This is a genomic window from Pseudomonas sp. S3_G06 (genome assembly GCF_054667565.1).
Genome location: NZ_CP162738.1, coordinates 4665866 through 4685442 on the forward strand (window position 1 = coordinate 4665866; position 19577 = coordinate 4685442).

At 59.6% G+C, this 19577-nt stretch carries 11 protein-coding genes and 3 pseudogenes; 6 read left to right on the forward strand and 8 right to left on the reverse strand.

The window, feature by feature from the left end; translation table 11 throughout:
- Positions 1 to 810: 810 nt before the first annotated feature.
- From AB4N47_RS20805 to putP, 4 genes are all read right to left on the reverse strand, one after another.
- On the reverse strand, positions 811 to 1131 hold the full coding sequence (locus tag AB4N47_RS20805; protein WP_258710895.1) for a hypothetical protein: 321 nt from the start codon (positions 1129 to 1131) through the stop codon (positions 811 to 813).
- A gap of 326 nt (positions 1132 to 1457) precedes the next feature.
- Positions 1458 to 2180, reverse strand: a complete 723-nt coding sequence (locus AB4N47_RS20810) for a DUF4123 domain-containing protein (RefSeq protein ID WP_445941209.1) — start codon at positions 2178 to 2180, stop codon at positions 1458 to 1460.
- On the reverse strand, positions 2161 to 4176 hold the full coding sequence (locus AB4N47_RS20815; RefSeq protein WP_460154331.1) for a type VI secretion system Vgr family protein: 2016 nt from the start codon (positions 4174 to 4176) through the stop codon (positions 2161 to 2163). The genes AB4N47_RS20810 and AB4N47_RS20815 overlap by 20 nt, the downstream gene beginning before the upstream one ends.
- 352 nt (positions 4177 to 4528) lie before the next feature.
- Positions 4529 to 6013, reverse strand: a complete 1485-nt coding sequence (gene putP, locus AB4N47_RS20820; protein ID WP_016772011.1) for a sodium/proline symporter PutP — start codon at positions 6011 to 6013, stop codon at positions 4529 to 4531.
- Between the two features lie 458 nt (positions 6014 to 6471).
- Here putP and putA point away from each other — a divergent pair, with 458 nt between their 5' ends.
- Positions 6472 to 10425, forward strand: a complete 3954-nt coding sequence (putA, locus tag AB4N47_RS20825) for a trifunctional transcriptional regulator/proline dehydrogenase/L-glutamate gamma-semialdehyde dehydrogenase (RefSeq protein WP_341638444.1) — start codon at positions 6472 to 6474, stop codon at positions 10423 to 10425.
- Positions 10426 to 10590: 165 nt separating this feature from the next.
- Complete coding sequence (locus AB4N47_RS20830) at positions 10591 to 12393, forward strand: acyl-CoA dehydrogenase (protein WP_341638443.1); 1803 nt, start codon at positions 10591 to 10593, stop codon at positions 12391 to 12393.
- Positions 12394 to 12484: 91 nt separating this feature from the next.
- Here the strand turns inward: AB4N47_RS20830 and AB4N47_RS20835 are convergent, their stop codons facing one another.
- Together AB4N47_RS20835 and AB4N47_RS20840 are read right to left on the reverse strand one after the other, a co-directional pair.
- Positions 12485 to 13330, reverse strand: a complete 846-nt coding sequence (locus tag AB4N47_RS20835) for a methyl-accepting chemotaxis protein (RefSeq protein WP_460154572.1) — start codon at positions 13328 to 13330, stop codon at positions 12485 to 12487.
- 21 nt (positions 13331 to 13351) lie between these two features.
- Positions 13352 to 14422: pseudogene (locus tag AB4N47_RS20840) on the reverse strand (HAMP domain-containing protein); the annotation flags it as partial.
- 252 nt (positions 14423 to 14674) lie between these two features.
- Here AB4N47_RS20840 and AB4N47_RS20845 point away from each other — a divergent pair.
- Positions 14675 to 15046, forward strand: a complete 372-nt coding sequence (locus tag AB4N47_RS20845) for a hypothetical protein (RefSeq protein WP_341638441.1) — start codon at positions 14675 to 14677, stop codon at positions 15044 to 15046.
- Between the two features lie 57 nt (positions 15047 to 15103).
- Here the strand turns inward: AB4N47_RS20845 and AB4N47_RS20850 are convergent, their stop codons facing one another.
- Together AB4N47_RS20850 and AB4N47_RS20855 are read right to left on the reverse strand one after the other, a co-directional pair.
- On the reverse strand, positions 15104 to 15406 hold the full coding sequence (locus tag AB4N47_RS20850) for a cell division protein ZapA (protein ID WP_056787426.1): 303 nt from the start codon (positions 15404 to 15406) through the stop codon (positions 15104 to 15106).
- Positions 15403 to 15633, reverse strand: a complete 231-nt coding sequence (locus tag AB4N47_RS20855; RefSeq protein WP_341638440.1) for a hypothetical protein — start codon at positions 15631 to 15633, stop codon at positions 15403 to 15405. The genes AB4N47_RS20850 and AB4N47_RS20855 overlap by 4 nt, the downstream gene beginning before the upstream one ends.
- Positions 15634 to 15976: 343 nt before the next feature.
- Here AB4N47_RS20855 and AB4N47_RS20860 point away from each other — a divergent pair.
- The 3 genes and pseudogenes from AB4N47_RS20860 to AB4N47_RS20870 form a co-directional block, all read left to right on the forward strand.
- Positions 15977 to 16633: pseudogene (locus AB4N47_RS20860) on the forward strand (MCP four helix bundle domain-containing protein); the annotation flags it as partial.
- A gap of 303 nt (positions 16634 to 16936) precedes the next feature.
- Positions 16937 to 17536, forward strand: a pseudogene (locus AB4N47_RS20865) (methyl-accepting chemotaxis protein); the annotation flags it as partial.
- Between the two features lie 294 nt (positions 17537 to 17830).
- Positions 17831 to 19573, forward strand: a complete 1743-nt coding sequence (locus AB4N47_RS20870; RefSeq protein ID WP_024011302.1) for a potassium/proton antiporter — start codon at positions 17831 to 17833, stop codon at positions 19571 to 19573.
- The last annotated feature ends 4 nt before the right edge of the window (positions 19574 to 19577 follow it).

The following is a 19577-nucleotide window of genomic DNA, read 5'->3' on the forward strand; positions in this document are numbered from 1 at the left end:
CGAAGGCTGCGATCTTTTGATTTTGCTTCTGAACAGTTCAGGCAGGCATGGCGCCCAGACGTAGCCCGATGACGTCGAGCAAATCACAGCCGTCGCGCAAGGGGGATGGCGCAGAATTTGGCGAAGTCGCTGAGGATCATCGAGTCACCTTGATCGAACGGCGCATGCACACATTCTCCAGCATCAGGACCACGGCGCGAAGTGGTGGGATAGTTGAAGGCCATATCAGGAAATCGGAGATGAGGAACCTTTACGGAGCTGCACAAAGGTTGAATTTGGATAGACGGTAGTACTTTATGCAATTACCTGTCAGATCTGACAGTGGCGTTATCGGTAGCTGCTGATCCATAGTCTGAACGACGCGAAAATCAATCGATCGCCCTGATTCTAGACTACGACTGGAAGGAGATTGGAAATGGCGGAAAGTATTGTAAATACATCGGGCAATGGCACCGTGATTGGCGCCTATACCAGAGGTGAAGACGGACCGTACCCAACATACTCAGTAACGGTGAGACCCGATGACAACAGTGGAGACCTGAGCGTAAGCACTCCGGGCGATCCCCGCCTGAAAGTCGGTGACAAGGTCAGCTTTACCATTAGCGACGGCGCTGCTGGCAGACTTCTGGGAAATGTGACAAAGATATAAAAAAGTAACCCTGATAAAAGATTCCGTTTACCGCTTCAATAAGGCTGGCTTCGCAGCCTAAAACAACGCCGTGACTTGCCCTTCAACGACAAAAGATCGGAGCCTTCGGCAGCTACATAGGATAGGCGCTCACTCTGCCGAAGGCTGCGATCTTTTGATCTTCAGGCGGGCAAGCTGCGCAGGCGCTTGCCGATGACGTCCAGCACATCACAGCCATCGCGCAATGGGATGGCGCACAGCAGGGCGAAGTCGCTGAGGATCACGGAGTCGCATTCGATCGAGCCGCGCATGCACATGTTTTCCAGGACCTGAACCACGGCGCGGATGCGATAGTTGGCGGCATCCATGAGTATGTCGAGGGGCACGTGGGTGTCGACGAACAGGCTGGGCATGTCGCTGCAATTGCCGGTGAGGGCCATGAAGCGGTTGTCGGGGTGAGGCGTGATTTTCTTGTAGGGCGGATCATGTTTTGTCGTTGTCATTCTTGGCATCCCTGAAGTTCTGAGTGGAGCCGCCATTGACCTTCCTACGGGTTTGGGTGGCAGCCATGTGCGGGAGTAGGAACTGAGAACTCCAAATCAGCCACGTCGAAACGTGTCCCGCACAAAGCCGCCGTCAACTTGTCATGAATACGCTTTGACCCTTGTATTCAGCCTGCGGCACTTATGCACTTCAGAGTTCGGGATCCTACCCCCTGCCACCGCTCTCGCGGCGACAACGAAAAGACTATCCCTGCAACCCACCACGCACCAGTTCATGAAAACCGCCGCGATTCGAAGGAAACGTCCGAAGCGTTTGCCCCGAAATTTCACTCTGCCTCTGCCAGCAAAAACTCCAGAAGCGCCGATCGTGACGAATCTTCCGACATCGATAATTTGAAAAACTGCCCGACCTTGCAGCGCAAAACAGCCTCGGGAAACGCCTCGAACACGGCCGGTTGCTCCTCGCTCAGCCATTGCAAAGCATTGGCGATGCGTACGCTTGCATCAGTCTGCGCCAACAGCGATTGCGGCACGCTCCACCACGGAAAGACCCGCCCCGAAACCAGCGCACGGCCCCCGGTTTCAATGGCTTGGCCATTGATCAAGGCTCGCGAAACGACTGGCAGTAATTGCGCGGAATTGAGCTCGTCAGAGTGCAAAAGAGGCAGCAGAAACCGACCATCCCAAAAACGAAAAAACACCGCTTTACCGTCCGGCATCAGCACTTGAGTCAGGCTGCGGAAATGTTCGACCAGCACATCCAGATCTGCCGAAGACACCGCCAACCATCCCCAATCCAGGGATTCTGTTTCCGCCACCCAACGTAAAAACTCACTGTCCGCAGCGACAATTCCCACATAGGGCATCACCGCGTCCCACTCGGCATAAATCGTCTCGGCCCAGACCGGATTCGCCGTGCCCTGCCAGGCTTTGAAAGCATCGGCATCGCTGGCGCGGCTGAAAATGGCGAACAGTTGTTCCGACGCATGCAGCGGTTGCCGCGCCAGCCATTGTTCGGGTGTCAATTCCTCACGCTGCACAGACACCATCCTTACAACGCTCACACTCTTCGCAGAAAGGCGCATCACCTTTGAGACTCATGATCTGTGCGGCGGTGAGAATCGCCGCCGGCGCAGCGACCAGTTTCTCTGGCAAGCCCGGCACCACCGGTGCCGCACTCGTTGCCGCCATTGGCGCGCCACCCACAACAATCGGCACGCTGCTGAAAATTCCGCCGGGGCCGATGTTGATCCACTGTCCGCCGGCCTGAATCGTCGCGCTCGCGCCGCCATCAATGACCACTTGCTGGCCTGCGCTGATATGGATCTGCGCCGAGGCGCTGGTGGCCTGGCTGTTCACCCGCACCTGCCGGTCGCCGAGCACGGACAAATGATCATCCTGCCTGACTTCGGTCTGGCGCTGGCCGTGGGTGATGCGCTGTTCGTCGGCCTTGAGTTCATGCCGGGCGGTGCCGGTGACCACCACACTGCGCTGATTATCGACCTGCAGCTGCTGGTCGTTGAGCACATGCTGGGTCCAGTTGCGCTGGGCACGCAGGTAGATTTCCTCGGCGCCTTTTTTATCCTCGATGCGCAGTTCGTTATAACCGCCACCTCCGGGGCTGCTCTGGCTGCGGAACACGCTTCGGGTCTTGTCTGCCGGCAGATCCAGCGGCACCGGGGTCGCCGCATTGGGCAGACACCCTATGACCAGCGGCTTGTCGGCATCGCCATCAATGAAGCCGACCAAAACTTCCATGCCGACGCGCGGAATCAATACGCTACCGTAGTGATCGTGAGCCCAACCGGTCGCGACGCGCAGCCAGCAACTGGAGTGCTCGTTCAATTCGCCATCGCGGTCCCAGGCCAGTTGCACTTTGACCCGGCCATATTCATCGCAATGGATTTCCAGGTCTTTTGGGCCGGTGACCACGGCAGGTTGGTAGCCCGACATGCGCGGTTTTTCCGGGCACAGTGCCGGACGAAAGACCACGTCCCACGGCGTGGCGACGAAAGTATTGCGGTAGCCCTGAAAGGATTCGCCATCGCTGGTCACCGACTCCTCAAGCACCTGCGGCTGACGGCCGCGATGCTCGACACAGGTGAGCAACCACAGATCATTCCAGTCGCTGCGCGGATGCTCGGTGAGTTGCAGGAAATGGCCGCAGACCAATGAAGACTCGTCGCTGCTGCCTTCGGCCTGACGGTAATCGGCGACGTGCCGTTCCAGCGCTCGCCGAGTCAGCTGTTTGCCGGTTTCACGATCACTGAATTGGCCGGGGAAGAGATAGTCCTCCAGCACCGGACGCTGCTCGCCGTCACTGCGACTTTCCAGCGACAGGCGTGGTTTCTCGAAATTGTAGTCGCGCCGGGTGACGACGCTGGTGCGGGTTTCCACACGCACATTGAAACGCTGAATCGCCGGCGCGCCCGCCGACATGCCGCTGCCCGGCAGATACAACGTTGGCGCGGGCAGCTTGGGGAATACGGTCTGGTCGTCGCCGAACACCAGTAAATGGCTTTCGGGGCTGTGTTGAAAGTGGTAATGAATGCCGACTTCGGCACACAGACGCTGGATGAAGGCCAGATCGCTTTCGGCGTATTGCACGCAGTACTCGCGCTCCGGGTATTCGCTGCCCAGGCGAAATTCAAAGGCATCGCGCAGGATCGAATGATCCTTGAGAATCTGCGTGACTATCTGCGGCACGCTCTGATGCTGGAAAATACGCTGGTTGATGCGATGCCCCAGATACGTCAGACGCGGGACGAGGCTGAGGTGATAGCGTGTCAGACGTTTCCCGGAATCGCCCTGCCCGACCTGATAAATCTGACCATGAATACCGCAACCCTGAGCATCGAAACTCAGAAACGCCTGACCATGCAGCAGGCTTTCCAGATCCAGGTCCGGCCGCTCGCTGACCAGTTCCAGCTCGAAGCGAAAGGGTTGGCTGATGGCTTCCCTGCCCGTGAACTCAAGGACTTTGAGGTCATGCCGGGCGCCTTCGAGGGTCAACGTAAAACGCGGTTGATTGGCAGGCGCGAACATCCGATGTCTCTCTGCAGTGTGAGGGCGGGGGATTCTGCATGAGGGGCAAGGGGTGCTGAGCAGGTGACGGGAAATTCAGATTTGCCCTACGTGGTTTGCTGAAACGACCTTGTTGATTCGGCCGTTCGGCTACAGACAATTCAATCAAACCTGCCACCCACCTTGTGGGAGCGAGCCTGCTCGCGAAAGCGGCATGTCAGTCGACACATTCATTGAATGATCAATCGCATTCGCGAGCAGGCTCGCTCCCACAATGGATCTGCACATTCTTCAGGGAAAATCACAGGCAACAAAAAACGGCCCGCTTCCTGTAGGAAACGGGCCGTTTTCAGGTGAGCCGAAGCTCAGTCCATCACTTGTTCAGATGGAAGTCTTTTTCCGCTGCCTCGAAACGCTCAACCATGCCGCGAGTCGGCTCACCCGCCTTGCTGACAAAGTAGATGGCCAGGCTGGCGAAGATGAAGCCCGGAATGATTTCGTACAGACCAAGCAGTTCGAAATGCTTCCAGACCACCACGGTGATCGCGCCGACCAGAATACCGGCCAGTGCGCCGTTGCGGGTCATGTCTTTCCAGACCACCGAAATCAGCACCACCGGACCGAACGCAGCACCGAAACCGGCCCAGGCGTAGGACACCAGGCCCAGTACGCGGTTTTCCGGGTTGGCAGCCAGCGCGATAGCAATCAGAGCTACCAGCAGCACCATGGCACGACCGACCCAGACCAGCTCCAGTTGCGAAGCGGACTTGCGCAGGAAGGCTTTATAGAAGTCTTCGGTCAGGGCGCTCGAGCACACCAGCAACTGGCAGCTCAGGGTGCTCATCACCGCCGCCAGAATGGCCGACAGCAGCACACCGGCAACCCATGGGTTGAAGAGGATTTTCGCCAGTTCGATGAACACGCGCTCCGGGTTCTCGGTCACAGGACCGGCGACTTCCGGGTGCGCCGAGAAATAGGCGATACCGAAGAAGCCCACCGCAACGGTGCCGCCCAGGCACAGGATCATCCAGGCCATGGAAATGCGACGTGCCTTAGCGATCGACTTCACCGAATCCGCCGCCATGAAACGCGCGAGGATGTGTGGCTGACCGAAGTAGCCCAGACCCCAACCCATCAGCGAGATGATGCCGATGAAGGTGGTGCCTTTGAGCATGTCGAAGTTGCTCGGATCTTGCGCTTCGATGGCCAGGAACGTGGTGTCGACGCCGCCGGTGGCCAGCAGAACGATGATCGGCGTAAGGATCAGTGCGAAGATCATCAGCGTGGCTTGTACGGTGTCGGTCCAGCTCACCGCGAGGAAACCGCCGATGAAGGTGTAGGCAATCGTCGCCGCCGCACCGGCCCACAACGCCGTTTCGTAGGTCATGCCGAACGTGCTTTCGAACAGACGGGCACCGGCGACGATGCCGGAAGCGCAGTAGATGGTGAAGAACACCAGAATCACGATCGCCGAGATGATCCGCAGCAAGCCGCTTTTATCTTCGAAACGGCTGGAAAAGTAATCCGGCAGAGTCAGGGCATCGCCGTTGTGCTCGGTCTGCACACGCAGACGGCCGGCGACAAACAGCCAGTTCAGGTAGGCACCGACGATCAGGCCGATGGCGATCCAGCTTTCGGACAGACCGGACATGTAGATGGCGCCCGGCAGGCCCATCAGCAACCAGCCGCTCATGTCGGAGGCACCGGCAGACAGCGCGGTGACGACGCTGCCGAGGCTGCGACCACCGAGAATATAGTCGGAAAGGTTGTTGGTGGAGCGATAGGCCATCAAGCCGATCAGCACCATTGCTGCGATGTAGATCACGAATGTGATCAGGGTTGGATTGCTTACGCTCATTGAGTTACGCCCTGGCTTTGTTTTTATGTAGCGGCGGTGGTGAACCGCTCGCAAACGACGACGTTTGGCAGACGATCCGGGATCCCGCGCATTTAAGACTGATGTTTCCCCAGGAAAGCCATCAGCCGGTGCACCGGGTTATTCCCGGTTGCACCTTGGCGGCGAATGCTATGCAACAAAGCAAATAAGGTGCAACCAGTTTCGCGAGAATTAGTTGCACCCAGTCGGATTAATCGACGATCACCCCGTTTTTGCTCCCTTTTGTCGCAGTCATGGCTCTTTGCTAGAAGCAAAAGCACCAAGCAGGAGCAGCACTTTCGTACCAGAAATTATTTCCTGACGAGCTGCGTATTATTCCGGCAAAAAAAGGGTTGCACCCGGTTGCACCTCATTCAACGCACGGCTAATCTTGCGGCCAGCTGATGCCACGCAACTGTGGCAACCATGAGGATAAAAATATGGCTACCACCACCCTTGGGGTCAAACTCGATGACCCGACCCGCGAGCGCCTGAAGGCTGCCGCAACCTCGATTGATCGCACGCCGCACTGGCTGATCAAGCAGGCAATTTTCAATTACCTGGAAAAACTCGAGGGTGGTGCAACCCTGACCGAGTTGAACGGTTTGACCGCCAAAGACGCCGACGACGCGGGCGAAGTGCAGACCGATCACGCTCACCAATGCTTCCTCGAATTCGCTGAAAGCATTCTGCCGCAATCGGTGCTGCGTGCTTCGATCACCGCCGCTTACCGCCGTCCTGAGCCGGAAGTGGTGCCGATGCTGATCGAGCAGGCGCGCCTGCCGGCACCGATGGCCGAAGCCACCAACAAGCTCGCGGCGACCATCGCCGAAAAACTGCGTAACCAGAAAAGTGCCGGCGGTCGTGCCGGTATTGTTCAGGGTCTGTTGCAGGAATTCTCCCTGTCGTCCCAGGAAGGCGTGGCGCTGATGTGCCTGGCCGAAGCGCTGCTGCGTATTCCGGACAAAGGCACCCGCGACGCGCTGATCCGCGACAAGATCAGCACCGGCAACTGGCATCCGCACCTGGGCAACAGCCCTTCGCTGTTCGTCAACGCTGCGACCTGGGGTCTGCTGCTGACTGGCAAACTGGTTTCCACCCACAACGAAGCCGGCCTGACCTCGTCGCTGAGCCGCATCATCGGCAAGAGCGGCGAGCCGATGATCCGCAAGGGCGTCGACATGGCCATGCGCCTGATGGGCGAGCAGTTCGTGACCGGCGAAACCATCGCCGAAGCACTGGCCAATGCGAGCAAGTTCGAAGCCAAGGGCTTCCGTTATTCCTACGATATGCTCGGTGAAGCGGCACTCACCGAAGTCGACGCGCAAAAATACCTGGCCTCGTACGAACAAGCGATCCACTCGATCGGCAAAGCGTCCCACGGCCGTGGGATTTATGAAGGCCCGGGCATTTCCATCAAGCTCTCGGCACTGCACCCGCGCTACAGCCGTGCGCAGTACGAGCGGGTGATGGACGAGCTGTACCCGCGCCTGCTGTCGCTGACCCTGCTGGCCAAGCAATACGACATCGGCCTGAACATCGACGCCGAAGAAGCCGACCGCCTCGAGCTGTCGCTGGATCTGCTCGAGCGCCTGTGCTTCGAGCCGCAACTGACCGGCTGGAACGGCATCGGTTTCGTCATCCAGGCTTACCAGAAGCGTTGCCCGTACGTGATCGACTACGTGATTGATCTGGCCCGCCGCAGCCGTCATCGCCTGATGATCCGTCTGGTAAAAGGCGCGTACTGGGACAGCGAAATCAAGCGCGCCCAGGTCGAAGGTCTGGAAGGCTATCCGGTCTACACCCGCAAGGTGTACACCGACGTTTCCTACATTGCTTGCGCACGCAAACTGCTGTCGGTACCGGAAGTCATCTACCCGCAATTCGCTACGCACAACGCCCACACCCTGTCGGCGATCTACCACATCGCCGGTCAGAACTATTACCCGGGCCAGTACGAGTTCCAGTGCCTGCACGGCATGGGTGAACCGCTCTACGAACAAGTTGTAGGCAAGGTTTCCGAGGGCAAGCTGAACCGTCCGTGCCGTGTGTACGCACCGGTCGGCACCCACGAAACCCTGCTGGCGTACCTCGTGCGTCGTCTGCTGGAAAACGGCGCCAACACCTCGTTCGTCAACCGTATCGCCGACCAGTCGATTTCGATCCAGGAACTGGTGGCCGATCCGGTGGCACAGATCGAGCAGATGGCCACCGTCGAAGGCGGTTTTGGCCTGCCGCACCCGCGCATTCCGCTGCCGCGTGATCTGTACGGTGCCGAGCGCGCCAACTCCAGCGGCATCGACATGGCTAACGAACATCGTCTGGCCTCGCTGTCTTGCGCCCTGCTCGCCACCGCGCACAACGACTGGAAAGCCGCGCCGATGCTCGGTTGCGCCTCCAGCAACGAAACGCCGGTCGCGGTGCTGAACCCGTCCGATCACCGCGATGTGGTCGGTCACGTTCAAGAAGCTACGGTCGAAGACGTCGACAACGCCATTCAATGCGCGCTGAACGCCGCGCCGATCTGGCAGGCCACGCCGCCGGCCGAACGTGCGGCGATCTTGGAACGTGCCGCTGACCTGATGGAAGGCGAGATCCAGCCGCTGATGGGCCTGCTGGCTCGCGAAGCCGGCAAGACCTACGCCAACGCCATCGCCGAAGTCCGCGAAGCCGTCGATTTCCTGCGTTACTACGCAGTGCAGGCGCGCAACGATTTCAGCAATGACGCCCACCGCCCACTCGGTCCGGTGGTGTGCATCAGCCCGTGGAACTTCCCGCTGGCAATCTTCAGCGGCCAGGTCGCTGCGGCATTGGCTGCCGGTAACCCGGTACTGGCCAAACCGGCCGAGCAGACTCCGCTGGTCGCCGCTCAGGCCGTGCGCCTGATGCTCGAAGCCGGCATCCCGGAAGGCGTGCTGCAACTGCTGCCGGGGCGCGGTGAAACCGTCGGCGCCGGTCTGGTTGGCGATGAGCGCGTCAAAGGCGTGATGTTCACGGGTTCCACCGAAGTCGCGCGCTTGCTGCAACGCAACATCGCTGGCCGTCTCGACAGCCAGGGCCGTCCGATTCCGCTGATCGCCGAAACCGGTGGACAGAACGCGATGATCGTCGATTCCTCGGCACTGACTGAACAAGTGGTGATCGACGTAGTGTCGTCGGCCTTCGACAGTGCCGGTCAGCGCTGCTCGGCATTGCGCGTGCTGTGCCTGCAGGAAGATTCCGCCGATCGCGTCATCGAAATGCTCAAAGGTGCCATGGCCGAAAGCCGTCTCGGCAACCCCGAGCGTCTGTCCGTGGACATCGGCCCGGTGATCGACGCCGAAGCCAAGGCCGGCATCGACAAGCACATCCAAGGCATGCGCGACAAAGGTCGCAATGTTTACCAGGTGGCGATTGCCGACAGCGAAGAGGTCAAGCGCGGCACCTTCGTCATGCCGACCCTGATCGAATTGGAAAGCTTCGACGAACTGCAACGCGAAATCTTCGGCCCGGTACTGCACGTGGTGCGCTACAAGCGCAAGGAGCTGGACCAACTGATCGGCCAGATCAACGCCTCCGGTTACGGCCTGACGCTGGGCGTGCACACGCGCATCGACGAGACCATCGCCAAGGTGATCGACAACGTCAACGCCGGTAACGTCTACGTCAACCGCAACATCGTCGGTGCCGTGGTCGGCGTGCAGCCATTCGGCGGCGAAGGCCTCTCGGGTACTGGCCCGAAAGCCGGCGGCCCGCTGTATCTGTACCGCCTGTTGTCGACACGCCCTAGCGACGCAATCGAGCAATCCTTCGCCCGTGGTGATGCCATCGTCGCCCCGGACGTGCGCTTGCGCGATGCCATGAGCCAATCGTTGAACGCGTTGAAAGCCTGGGCCGACAACAACAAGTTCGCCGACCTGAGCACCCTGTGCGGGCAATACGCAGCGCAATCGCAGAGCGGCATCACCCGGGTGCTGGCTGGCCCGACCGGCGAGAAAAACAGCTACGCCATCCTGCCGCGCGAACACGTACTGTGCCTGGCAGAAGTTGAAGGTGATCTGCTGACGCAACTGGCGGCGGTGCTGGCAGTGGGCGGTTCGGCAGTGTGGCCGGAAACCGAGCTGAGCAAGGCCTTGTTCGCCCGCCTGCCGAAGGAAGTGCAGGCGCGGATCAAGCGCGTTGCCGACTGGAACAAGGACGAAGTGGTGTTTGATGCCGTGCTGCATCACGGCCACTCCGACCAGTTGCGCGGCGTCTGCCAGCAGATCGCCCAGCGTGGCGGTGCAATCGTTGGCGTTCAGGGCCTGTCCCAGGGCGAGACCAACATTGCCCTGGAGCGCCTGGTGATCGAACGGGCATTGAGCGTCAACACCGCTGCGGCGGGGGGTAATGCCAGCTTGATGACGATCGGATAAAAGCAGCTACAAGCTTCGAGCGACAAGCTGCAAGTAAAAGCAAACTGCTCTTACTTGCAGCTTGAAGCTTGTAGCTTGTGCCGCCCCATCACCCTTATCTATCTTCCTTCCCCATTTTTATGGGCCTACCTAGACTGCGGCATACTTTCTTTAAGGTAAGCCGCCATGTCCGAGACGCTGCTCAGTTCCCGCAATCTGGCTTTCGAGCTGTACGAAGTCCTCGATGCCGAGGGCCTGACCCGGCGCGAGCGCTTTGCCGAGCACAATCGCGAGACCTTCGACGCCGCCATCGGCACCGCGCGCAACATCGCCGAAAAGTTTTTCGCCCCGCACAACCGCAAGGGCGATGAAAACGAGCCGCGCTATGAAGATGGCCAGGCCATTCTGATTCCCGAAGTGAAACCGGCGGTGGATGCCTTTCTCGAGGCCGGCTTCCTCAACGCCGCACGCAGCTTCGAGGCCGGCGGCATGCAATTGCCGACGCTGCTGTCGCAAGCCTGCTTCGCGCATTTCCAGTCCGCCAACGCCGCTTCGACGTCCTACCCGTTCCTGACCATGGGCGCGGCCAATCTGATCGAGAGCTTCGGTAGCGAAGAGCAGAAACAGCGCTTCCTGCAACCAATGATCGACGGACGCTTCTTCGGCACCATGGCCCTGACCGAGCCTCATGCCGGTTCGTCGCTGTCGGATATCCGCACCCGCGCCGAACCTGCATCCGACGGCACCTATCGCCTGAAGGGCAACAAGATCTTCATTTCCGGCGGCGACCATCCGCTGTCGGAAAACATCGTGCACATGGTTCTGGCCAAACTGCCCGACGCCCCGCCGGGGGTGAAAGGTATTTCGCTGTTTATCGTGCCGAAGTTTCTGGTCAACGACGACGGCAGCCTCGGCCAGCGCAACGACGTGCTGCTCGCCGGTTTGTTCCATAAGATGGGCTGGCGCGGCACCACATCGACGGCGCTGAACTTCGGCGATAACGGTGAGTGCGTCGGCTATCTGGTGGGCAAAGCGCACCATGGTTTGAGCTACATGTTCCAGATGATGAACGAAGCGCGGATCGGCGTCGGCATGGGCGCGGTCATGCTCGGCTATGCCGGTTACCTGTATTCGCTGGAATATGCGCGTGAGCGACCGCAGGGCCGGGTGCCGGACAGCAAGGATCCGAGCACAGCGCCGGTGGCGATCATTCAGCACGCCGATGTCAGACGCATGTTGCTGACGCAGAAGTCATACGTCGAAGGGGCATTTGACCTCGGCCTGTATGCCGCGCGGTTGTTCGATGACACCACCACGCTGGAAACCGAAGCCGAACGCAAACAGGCTCATGAACTGTTGGACCTGCTGACGCCGATCGTCAAATCCTGGCCTTCTGAGTTCTGCCTCAAAGCCAACGAACTGGCGATCCAGATTCTTGGCGGCCACGGCTACACCCGTGAGTACCCGGTGGAGCAGTACTACCGTGACAACCGCTTGAATCCGATCCACGAAGGCACCCACGGCATCCAGTCGCTGGATTTGCTCGGGCGCAAACTGGCGCAGAACGGTGGCGCCGGTCTCAAGCAGCTGATTCGATTGATCGCCAACACGGCCGAACGTGCCACTGCATACGATTCGTTGACCACCCTGCGCGAACCGCTGGAAAAACTCGTTGCCCGCCTGCAAACAGTGACCATCGGCCTGCTCACCGATCTGGCCCAAGGCAAGGTCAACAGTAGCCTGGCGAACTCGGCGCTGTACCTGAAAGTGTTCGGCCAAGCAGTGATCGGCTGGCGCTGGCTGGAGCAGGCGATCCGCGCCGAGGAAGGCCTGGCCAAAGGCAATTCGGCGGATGTCGACTTCTATAAGGGCAAGTTGCAGGCGGCGCGGTATTTCCTGACATGGGAAGTGCCGGGTTGCCAGCATGAGCTGGACTTGCTTGAGGCGCGGGATGATACGTGTCTGGGGATGCAGGACGCGTGGTTCTAAAAGCAAAAGATCGCAGCCTTCGGCAGCTCCTACAGAAACCGCATTCCAATGTTGGAGCTGCCGAAGGCTGCGATCTTTTGATCTTGATCCTTTAGCTCAACTTGAACCCACCCATCTGCCGCGCCAGATCATCCGCCAGCTTCTGCAACATCTGGCAGTCTTCGCGACAAGCCCTGACCTCCCCCGCCGTCGCCCGTGCCAGATCGGAAATCCCCTGCACGTTGCGGTTGATCTCTTCGGTCACCGCCGACTGTTCTTCGGTCGCCGTCGCTACCTGATGGTTCATGTCGCTGATGCGCTCAACCTGACCGGTAATCGCCGTCAGCGACGCACCGGTGCGCTGGCTCGATTCAACCCCGGTACCCGTCGCGGCCTGGCCGGTGCGCATCGAAGACACGGCGTTCTCCGCGCCTTGCTTGAGGCTGCCGATCATCAGCTGGATCTCATTGGTCGAGGCCTGGGTTCGGCGCGCAAGCGTGCGCACTTCATCGGCGACCACGGCGAAGCCACGGCCCATGTCGCCAGCGCGGGCGGCTTCGATGGCGGCGTTGAGTGCCAGCAAATTGGTCTGTTCGGAAACGCCACGAATCACCGCCAGCACCGAATCGATCGACGCCACTTGCTGCGCCAGCTCACCCACTGCGCCCGCCGCTAAGCCGATCTCATCGGACATGCTTTCGATATGACGGATCGAGCCACCAACCACTTCCCGTGCCTGCAACGCCTCATCGCGCGCGGTTTGCGAGGCAAGCGCGGCGTTGCCAGCGTTCTGCGCAATTTCCTGCACGGTCAGACCCATTTCGTGGACGGCGGTGGCAACCATGTCGGTCATTTCCTGCTGCCGGCCGGAGCGCTCGGCGGTGTTGTCCACCACCGTAGCCACTTGCCCTACGGCCGTGCGCAGGCGCTCGCTGGTGGTCAGCACTTCACCGATCATTGCGCGCTGGCTGTCGAGGAAACGGTTGAAGCCCCGCGCCAGGTCGCCCAGCTCATCGGCACGGCTGGAATCTAACCGGTGAGTCAAATCTCCACCACCGCTACCGATGGCCACCAGCGCCCGTGTTACTTGTCGAATCGGTCGCACCAGCCCCTGGGCCAGCCACACCACCAACGCCAGGCAGACCAGCGCCACCAGCAGACCGATGCCGCCACTCATCCACATCGCTTTCCGTGCTTCGGCGTAGATCTGCGACTGCGGCACTTCGGCCACCAGCGTCCAGCCGAGATCGCGCAGCGGCAGGCTGAAGGCGAGGAAGTCTTCACCCTCGCGCTGGAAGCTGCTGTTGACCGCATCCTTGTGCCCCATCAGCGCTTGTGCCGCATTGGCACCAATCTGCTCGGTCAAGGTGCGTTTGCCGCTGAACTGCGCCTCAGGATGGACCTGAATCAGACCGTCGGAACGCACGAGATAGACCTTGCCGCGCTCGCCGAAACTGAAGTTGTGGATCAGCTCCGATAGCTCCTTCATGCTCAGCCCGAGCCCGGCGACACCGACAACTTTACCGGCCTGCTCGACCTTCAGATCGATGAACAAGGCCAGCTCGCCAGTGGCGCCATCGTTGTCGATATTGAGGGTGCGCGGCTGATTGCTGTCGAGAAAGGAATAGAACCAGGCATCGGCCGGTTTCGCGCGACTGAGGGTTCGATCCAGGCCTTTTTCGGTGATGTAGTGGTTGGATTCGGTGCCGATGATCAGCGCGGTGAAAGCTTTGTGTTCAGCACGGATGCCTTCCAGATACTGCGCGAAGAGCGCAGTTTTGCTGCTGTCCTCGCCTGTCGCCAACCAGTCACGCACCATGCTGTTGCTGGCGATGTCCTTGGCGGCGGTGAGCGGTTGTACGAGGATGCGTTCGATATCGTTGCGTGTCGCTTCGATACTCGACGGCAGCGCTTGTTCGACCAGATAGCTCTGGGCGAGGCGGTTGACCACCAGGGTATAAATGCCAACCACAATCACGATGCTGATCAGCAGGGCCGCGCCCATGCCGAGAATCAACTGCCATTGAATACTGCGTCGCCACCACTGCATGGAGCACCCCCGAAGAATAAGAGCCTGAACCACTGCAACAGCCGTGCCGATTGTATACAAAGAGCATCAGAATAAAACACAACCTTCGGTACAGCCGTATCCTTCCTAGCAAGAAGCAGGCCGTTATATCGAGGGATTCACTGTCAAATCTGACAGGTTACAACTTGCATCGGGTGGCTTAGATTCACGGTTTCACGTCTGTGACAAGCATCCGCGTCCCAGATCCAAGCCGTCTATAGCAGGAGAAAGAACATGACTGACACCGGTCCACGAGAGAATTTTGTTCAGGCAATGGCTGACAACGATACGTTTGTTAAATCGGCGCTCATTGGCGACTTTGTAGGGAGCTCGACTTCTCAATCGATGATTATTCGCAGGCACTTCACCGAGGTCATGGTTTTCCCGGTAACCCATTACAAAATTACGATCACCACCCTCGCAGGCACGACGTACAGCACAGCTCAGCCAATTGCGTCGGCAGAATATATCCACCTGCTTTCCAAGGGTGATGAAGTGACGATCGAAAATACCACCTATAGAGTTTCCCACTCAGAGTTCATCAAGCAATCCGATGGAGAATGGACAACAAAAGTCTACTGGCAGCCAATACTCCAAGCCTCATAGCAACAAGACCTCAGCATGTTCAGCGCCTCAATGTACCGAGGCGCTGCGAAAAGCGAGTCAACCCTGACTGATCGTCTTGGCAATGGTGTCGACCGTGGCGCTGACTTGCTCTTGATAACGGTCGAGTTCTTCCTGGTGCTGCTTCTTCATTTCGATCTGCTGCGAGCACAGATTCATCGCCGCCAGCACCAGCAAACGGTCACCGATCAGCGTCGGGTATTTGCGCTTGGTGTCTTCCAGCGCTGCCTTGAGCATCATCGCCGCGTCCAGCAGGGTCTGTTCTTCCCCGGCCGGTGCCTTGATCGAATAGTCCTCGCCAAGAATGGAGATGACTTTTACCCCTGCTGTGCCGTGGTTCATGCGCTCACAGGACCGGCATTGACGCGATCAACCAGCGCCTGAATGCGCGCGGCGGTGGCGCCGTGTTTTTCTTCCTGCTCCATCAGGTTCAGTTGCAGGCTTTCGTTTTCATCCTTGGCATGGGCCAGTTCCGTGGACAGAGTCTGGTTGGTCTGCAGCAGAGTCTGGTTCTGTTGCACGAGGTCGCTGACGAGCTGTTCCAATTGGCTGAGGGATGCTTCCAACATTTTGATCTTCCAAGCGTTTTTCAAAGGGCGCGTACGATAAAGAAAAGTCACCACGGATGCCAGGGTTAAACCGGCGCAAGGCCTTGATTTTCCTGGCGGGCAAGCGTTCTCGCGAGTTTAAAAGACTGTGATTGGTCGATCTGGTTCCTGCACTTCGTCGCTCAAGCCTGTCTGCGACAAATACGCACACCACCTCAAGACTTTAGTCGTATGACCGATAAGTCACCCATACAGCAGTCTCAGCCCGCATGGATGCGGCCCTTTTCGGTATCCGCCCATGTCCCTTCGCAATATGAATATCGCCCCACGGGCGTTCACCGGCTTCGCCCTGATCGGCGGCCTGATGTTGATCCTCGGCGTGTTTGCGCTGAACCAGATGAGCAAGATCCGCGCGGCCGGCGAAGACATCGCCACCGCCAGCGTGCCGTCGATCAAGGCTCTGGACGAATTCACTCAACTGACCCTGCGCCTGCGCGTGCTCTCTTACCGTTTGCTGATCAATCGCGAACCCGACGTGCAGCAGAAAACCATCGAACTGTTCGACATGCGCAACCGCCAGATCGCCGATGCGCAACGCGCATACGAGCCACTGATCGAAGGCCCGCAGGAACGTGCGGCGTACGATCAGTACGTGCAATTGCTGGCGCAGTACCGTCAGCTCGAAGAGCGTATGAAAACCCTGTCGCGCAACAATCAGATCGACGAGTTGCGGCAGATGCTCAACAGCGATTTGCTGAGCAATTCGGAAGCGGTGAATACCGCGCTGGCGCGCTTGCTGGATATCAACACCCAGCAGATCGCCGCAACCGACCAGGGCGCGAAGGATCAGTACTCGCTGTCGTTCAATCTGGTGGTGACCCTGCTGGTGATCGCCAGCGGCCTGACCCTGCTGTTCGCCTGGTTGCTGACCGTGAGCATTACCAAGCCGATTTCCAAGGCACTCGAGGCGGCGGAAACCATCGCCGAAGGCAACCTAACCCAGCCGATCCATGTCGATGGCGAAGATGAAGCCGGGCGCCTGCTGGCGGCGATGGCGAAGATGCAATCGAAGCTGCGCGACACCCTGCAGCGCATCTCCGGTTCGGCCACACAGCTTGCGTCTGCTGCGGAAGAGCTGAACAGCGTCACCGACGAGAGTGCTCGCGGCCTGACCCAGCAGAACAACGAAATCGAGCAGGCCGCCACTGCGGTCAATGAGATGACCAGTGCCGTCGAAGAAGTCGCGCGCAACGCGGTCAGCACTTCGGAAGCCTCGAAAAACGCCACCACTTCGGCGGGCGACGGTCGTGATCTGGTGCAGGAAACCGTCAGCGCCATCGAACGCATGAGCGCCGATGTGCAGAGCACCGCGTCGCTGATCGGCGACCTGGCCAATGAATCCCGCGATATCGGCAAGGTGCTCGACGTGATTCGTGGCCTCGCCGATCAGACCAACCTGCTGGCATTGAACGCAGCAATCGAAGCGGCCCGTGCCGGTGAGGCCGGTCGTGGTTTTGCCGTGGTGGCGGACGAAGTGCGCGCACTGGCCCATCGCACCCAGCAGTCGACCAGCGAAATCGAACGCATGATCGGCAGCATCCAGAGCGGCACCGAACACGCCGTGGATTCGATGCGCAACAGCACCGAGCGCGCCGAATCGACCTTGAATATCGCCCGTGGCGCCGGGATGTCGCTGGACACGATCAACAGCGCCATCGTCGAAATCAACGAGCGCAACCTGGTCATCGCCAGCGCAGCCGAAGAGCAGGCGCAGGTGGCGCGGGAAGTCGATCGCAATCTGGTCAACATCCGCGATCTGTCGGTCCAGTCGGCGACCGGCGCCAATCAGACCAGCGCAGCGAGCAATGAGCTGTCGCGCCTGGCGCTGGATCTGAACAACATGGTTGGGCGGTTCAGCCTGTAACACACCTCGCTTGAGCTTCCCCTGTGGTGAGGGGATTTATCCCTGTTGGGTGGCGAAGCCGCCCCAAAAGCAGCGTATGCGGTTCCCTTTAAGGATCCGCGTACAGCGGTTTTACGACGGCTGCGCCGCCGAACGGGGATGAATCCCCTCGCCACAGTCATCATTCGCCGCATGTGCAAGGCGATTCTGCAAAAAAGCTTTTTGACAGCATCACATTTCAACAGGTTAGAATCGCTGGCACGCAGACTGCATGGTCAGTTTGTGCCTCGTCTTTACGCTTCTGGAGTACTGCCTTTGAATGCGACGACCATCAACAGCCTGTTCTTGATCGGCGCGTTGCTGGTAGGCGCAAGCATTCTTGTCAGCTCGCTTTCTTCACGTCTCGGCATTCCGATTCTGGTCATCATTCTCGCGGTCGGCATGGCGGCCGGAGTCGATGGTGGCGGGATCATTTTCGATAACTACCCGACGGCCTATCTGGTCGGCAACCTCGCCCTGGCAGTGATCCTGCTCGACGGCGGCTTGCGTACGCGGGTGTCGAGTTTCCGCGTGGCCTTGTGGCCGGCGCTGTCGCTGGCCACGGTCGGGGTGTTGATTACCACCGGGCTGACCGGCATGGCCGCTGCGTGGCTGTTCGACCTCAATCTGATTCAGGGCCTGCTGATCGGCGCCATCGTCGGCTCGACCGACGCCGCTGCGGTGTTCTCGCTGCTCGGCGGTAAAGGCCTCAACGAACGGGTCAGCGCCAGTCTGGAAATCGAATCCGGCAGCAACGACCCGATGGCGGTGTTTCTCACCGTCACCCTGATCGACATGCTCGCCAGCGGCGAAACCGGCCTGCACTGGAGCCTGCTGACCCACCTGATCCGCGAGTTCGGCATCGGTGGCGTGATCGGTCTGGGCGGCGGTTGGGTGATGCTGCAACTGGTCAATCGCATCAATCTCGCCGCCGGGCTCTATCCGATCCTGATCATTGCTGGCGGTCTGGTGGTGTTCGCGCTGACCAACGCCTTGCATGGCAGCGGCTTCCTTGCTGTCTATCTGTGCGGTCTGGTGATCGGCAACCGCCCGGTGCGCAGCCGCCACGGCATTCTGCATATGCTCGACGGCATGGCCTGGCTGGCGCAGATCGGCATGTTCCTGGTGCTGGGCCTGCTGGTCACGCCCCACGATCTGCTGCCGATCGCCCTGCCCGCCCTAGGTCTGGCGCTGTGGATGATTCTGTTCGCGCGGCCGCTGTCGGTGATGGTCGGCCTGCTACCGTTCAAGGCTTTCCACGGTCGCGAAAAAGCCTTTATTTCCTGGGTCGGCCTGCGCGGCGCGGTGCCGATCATTCTTGCGGTGTTCCCGCTGATGGCCGGCCTGCCGCAAGCGCAGCTCTACTTCAATCTGGCGTTCTTCATCGTGTTGGTCTCGCTGCTGGTGCAGGGCACGAGCCTGCCGTGGGTGGCCAAATTGCTCAAGGTGACCGTTCCGCCAGAGCCAGCGCCGATATCCCGAGCGGCACTGGAAGTGCACGTCACCAGCGAGTGGGAACTGTTCGTTTACAAGCTCGGCGCGGAGAAATGGTGCATCGGTTCGCCCCTGCGTGAGCTGAAAATGCCCGAGGGCACACGCATCGCGGCGCTGTTTCGTGGCCAGCAACTGCTCCATCCGTCGGGTAGTACGGTGCTGGAAGTCGATGATTTGCTGTGTGTTATTGGCCATGAACACAACTTGCCGGCCCTCGGCAAACTGTTCAGCCAGGCACCGCAACGCGGCCTCGATCTGCGTTTCTTCGGCGACTTCGTGCTCGAAGGAGACGCCCAGCTTAAAGCGGTTGCAGCGCTGTATGGCTTGCCGGCCGAAGGCATCGATCCGGACATGACTCTGGGCGCGTTCATCGCGCAAAAAGTCGGGGGTGCTCCCATCGTCGGCGACCAGGTGGAGTGGAACAACACCCACTGGACGGTGGCGGTCATGGACGGGAACAAGATCGGCAAAGTGGGCGTCAGATTCCCCGAAGGAAGTCGCCCGGGCCCCGGACTCTTCCTCTAAACTG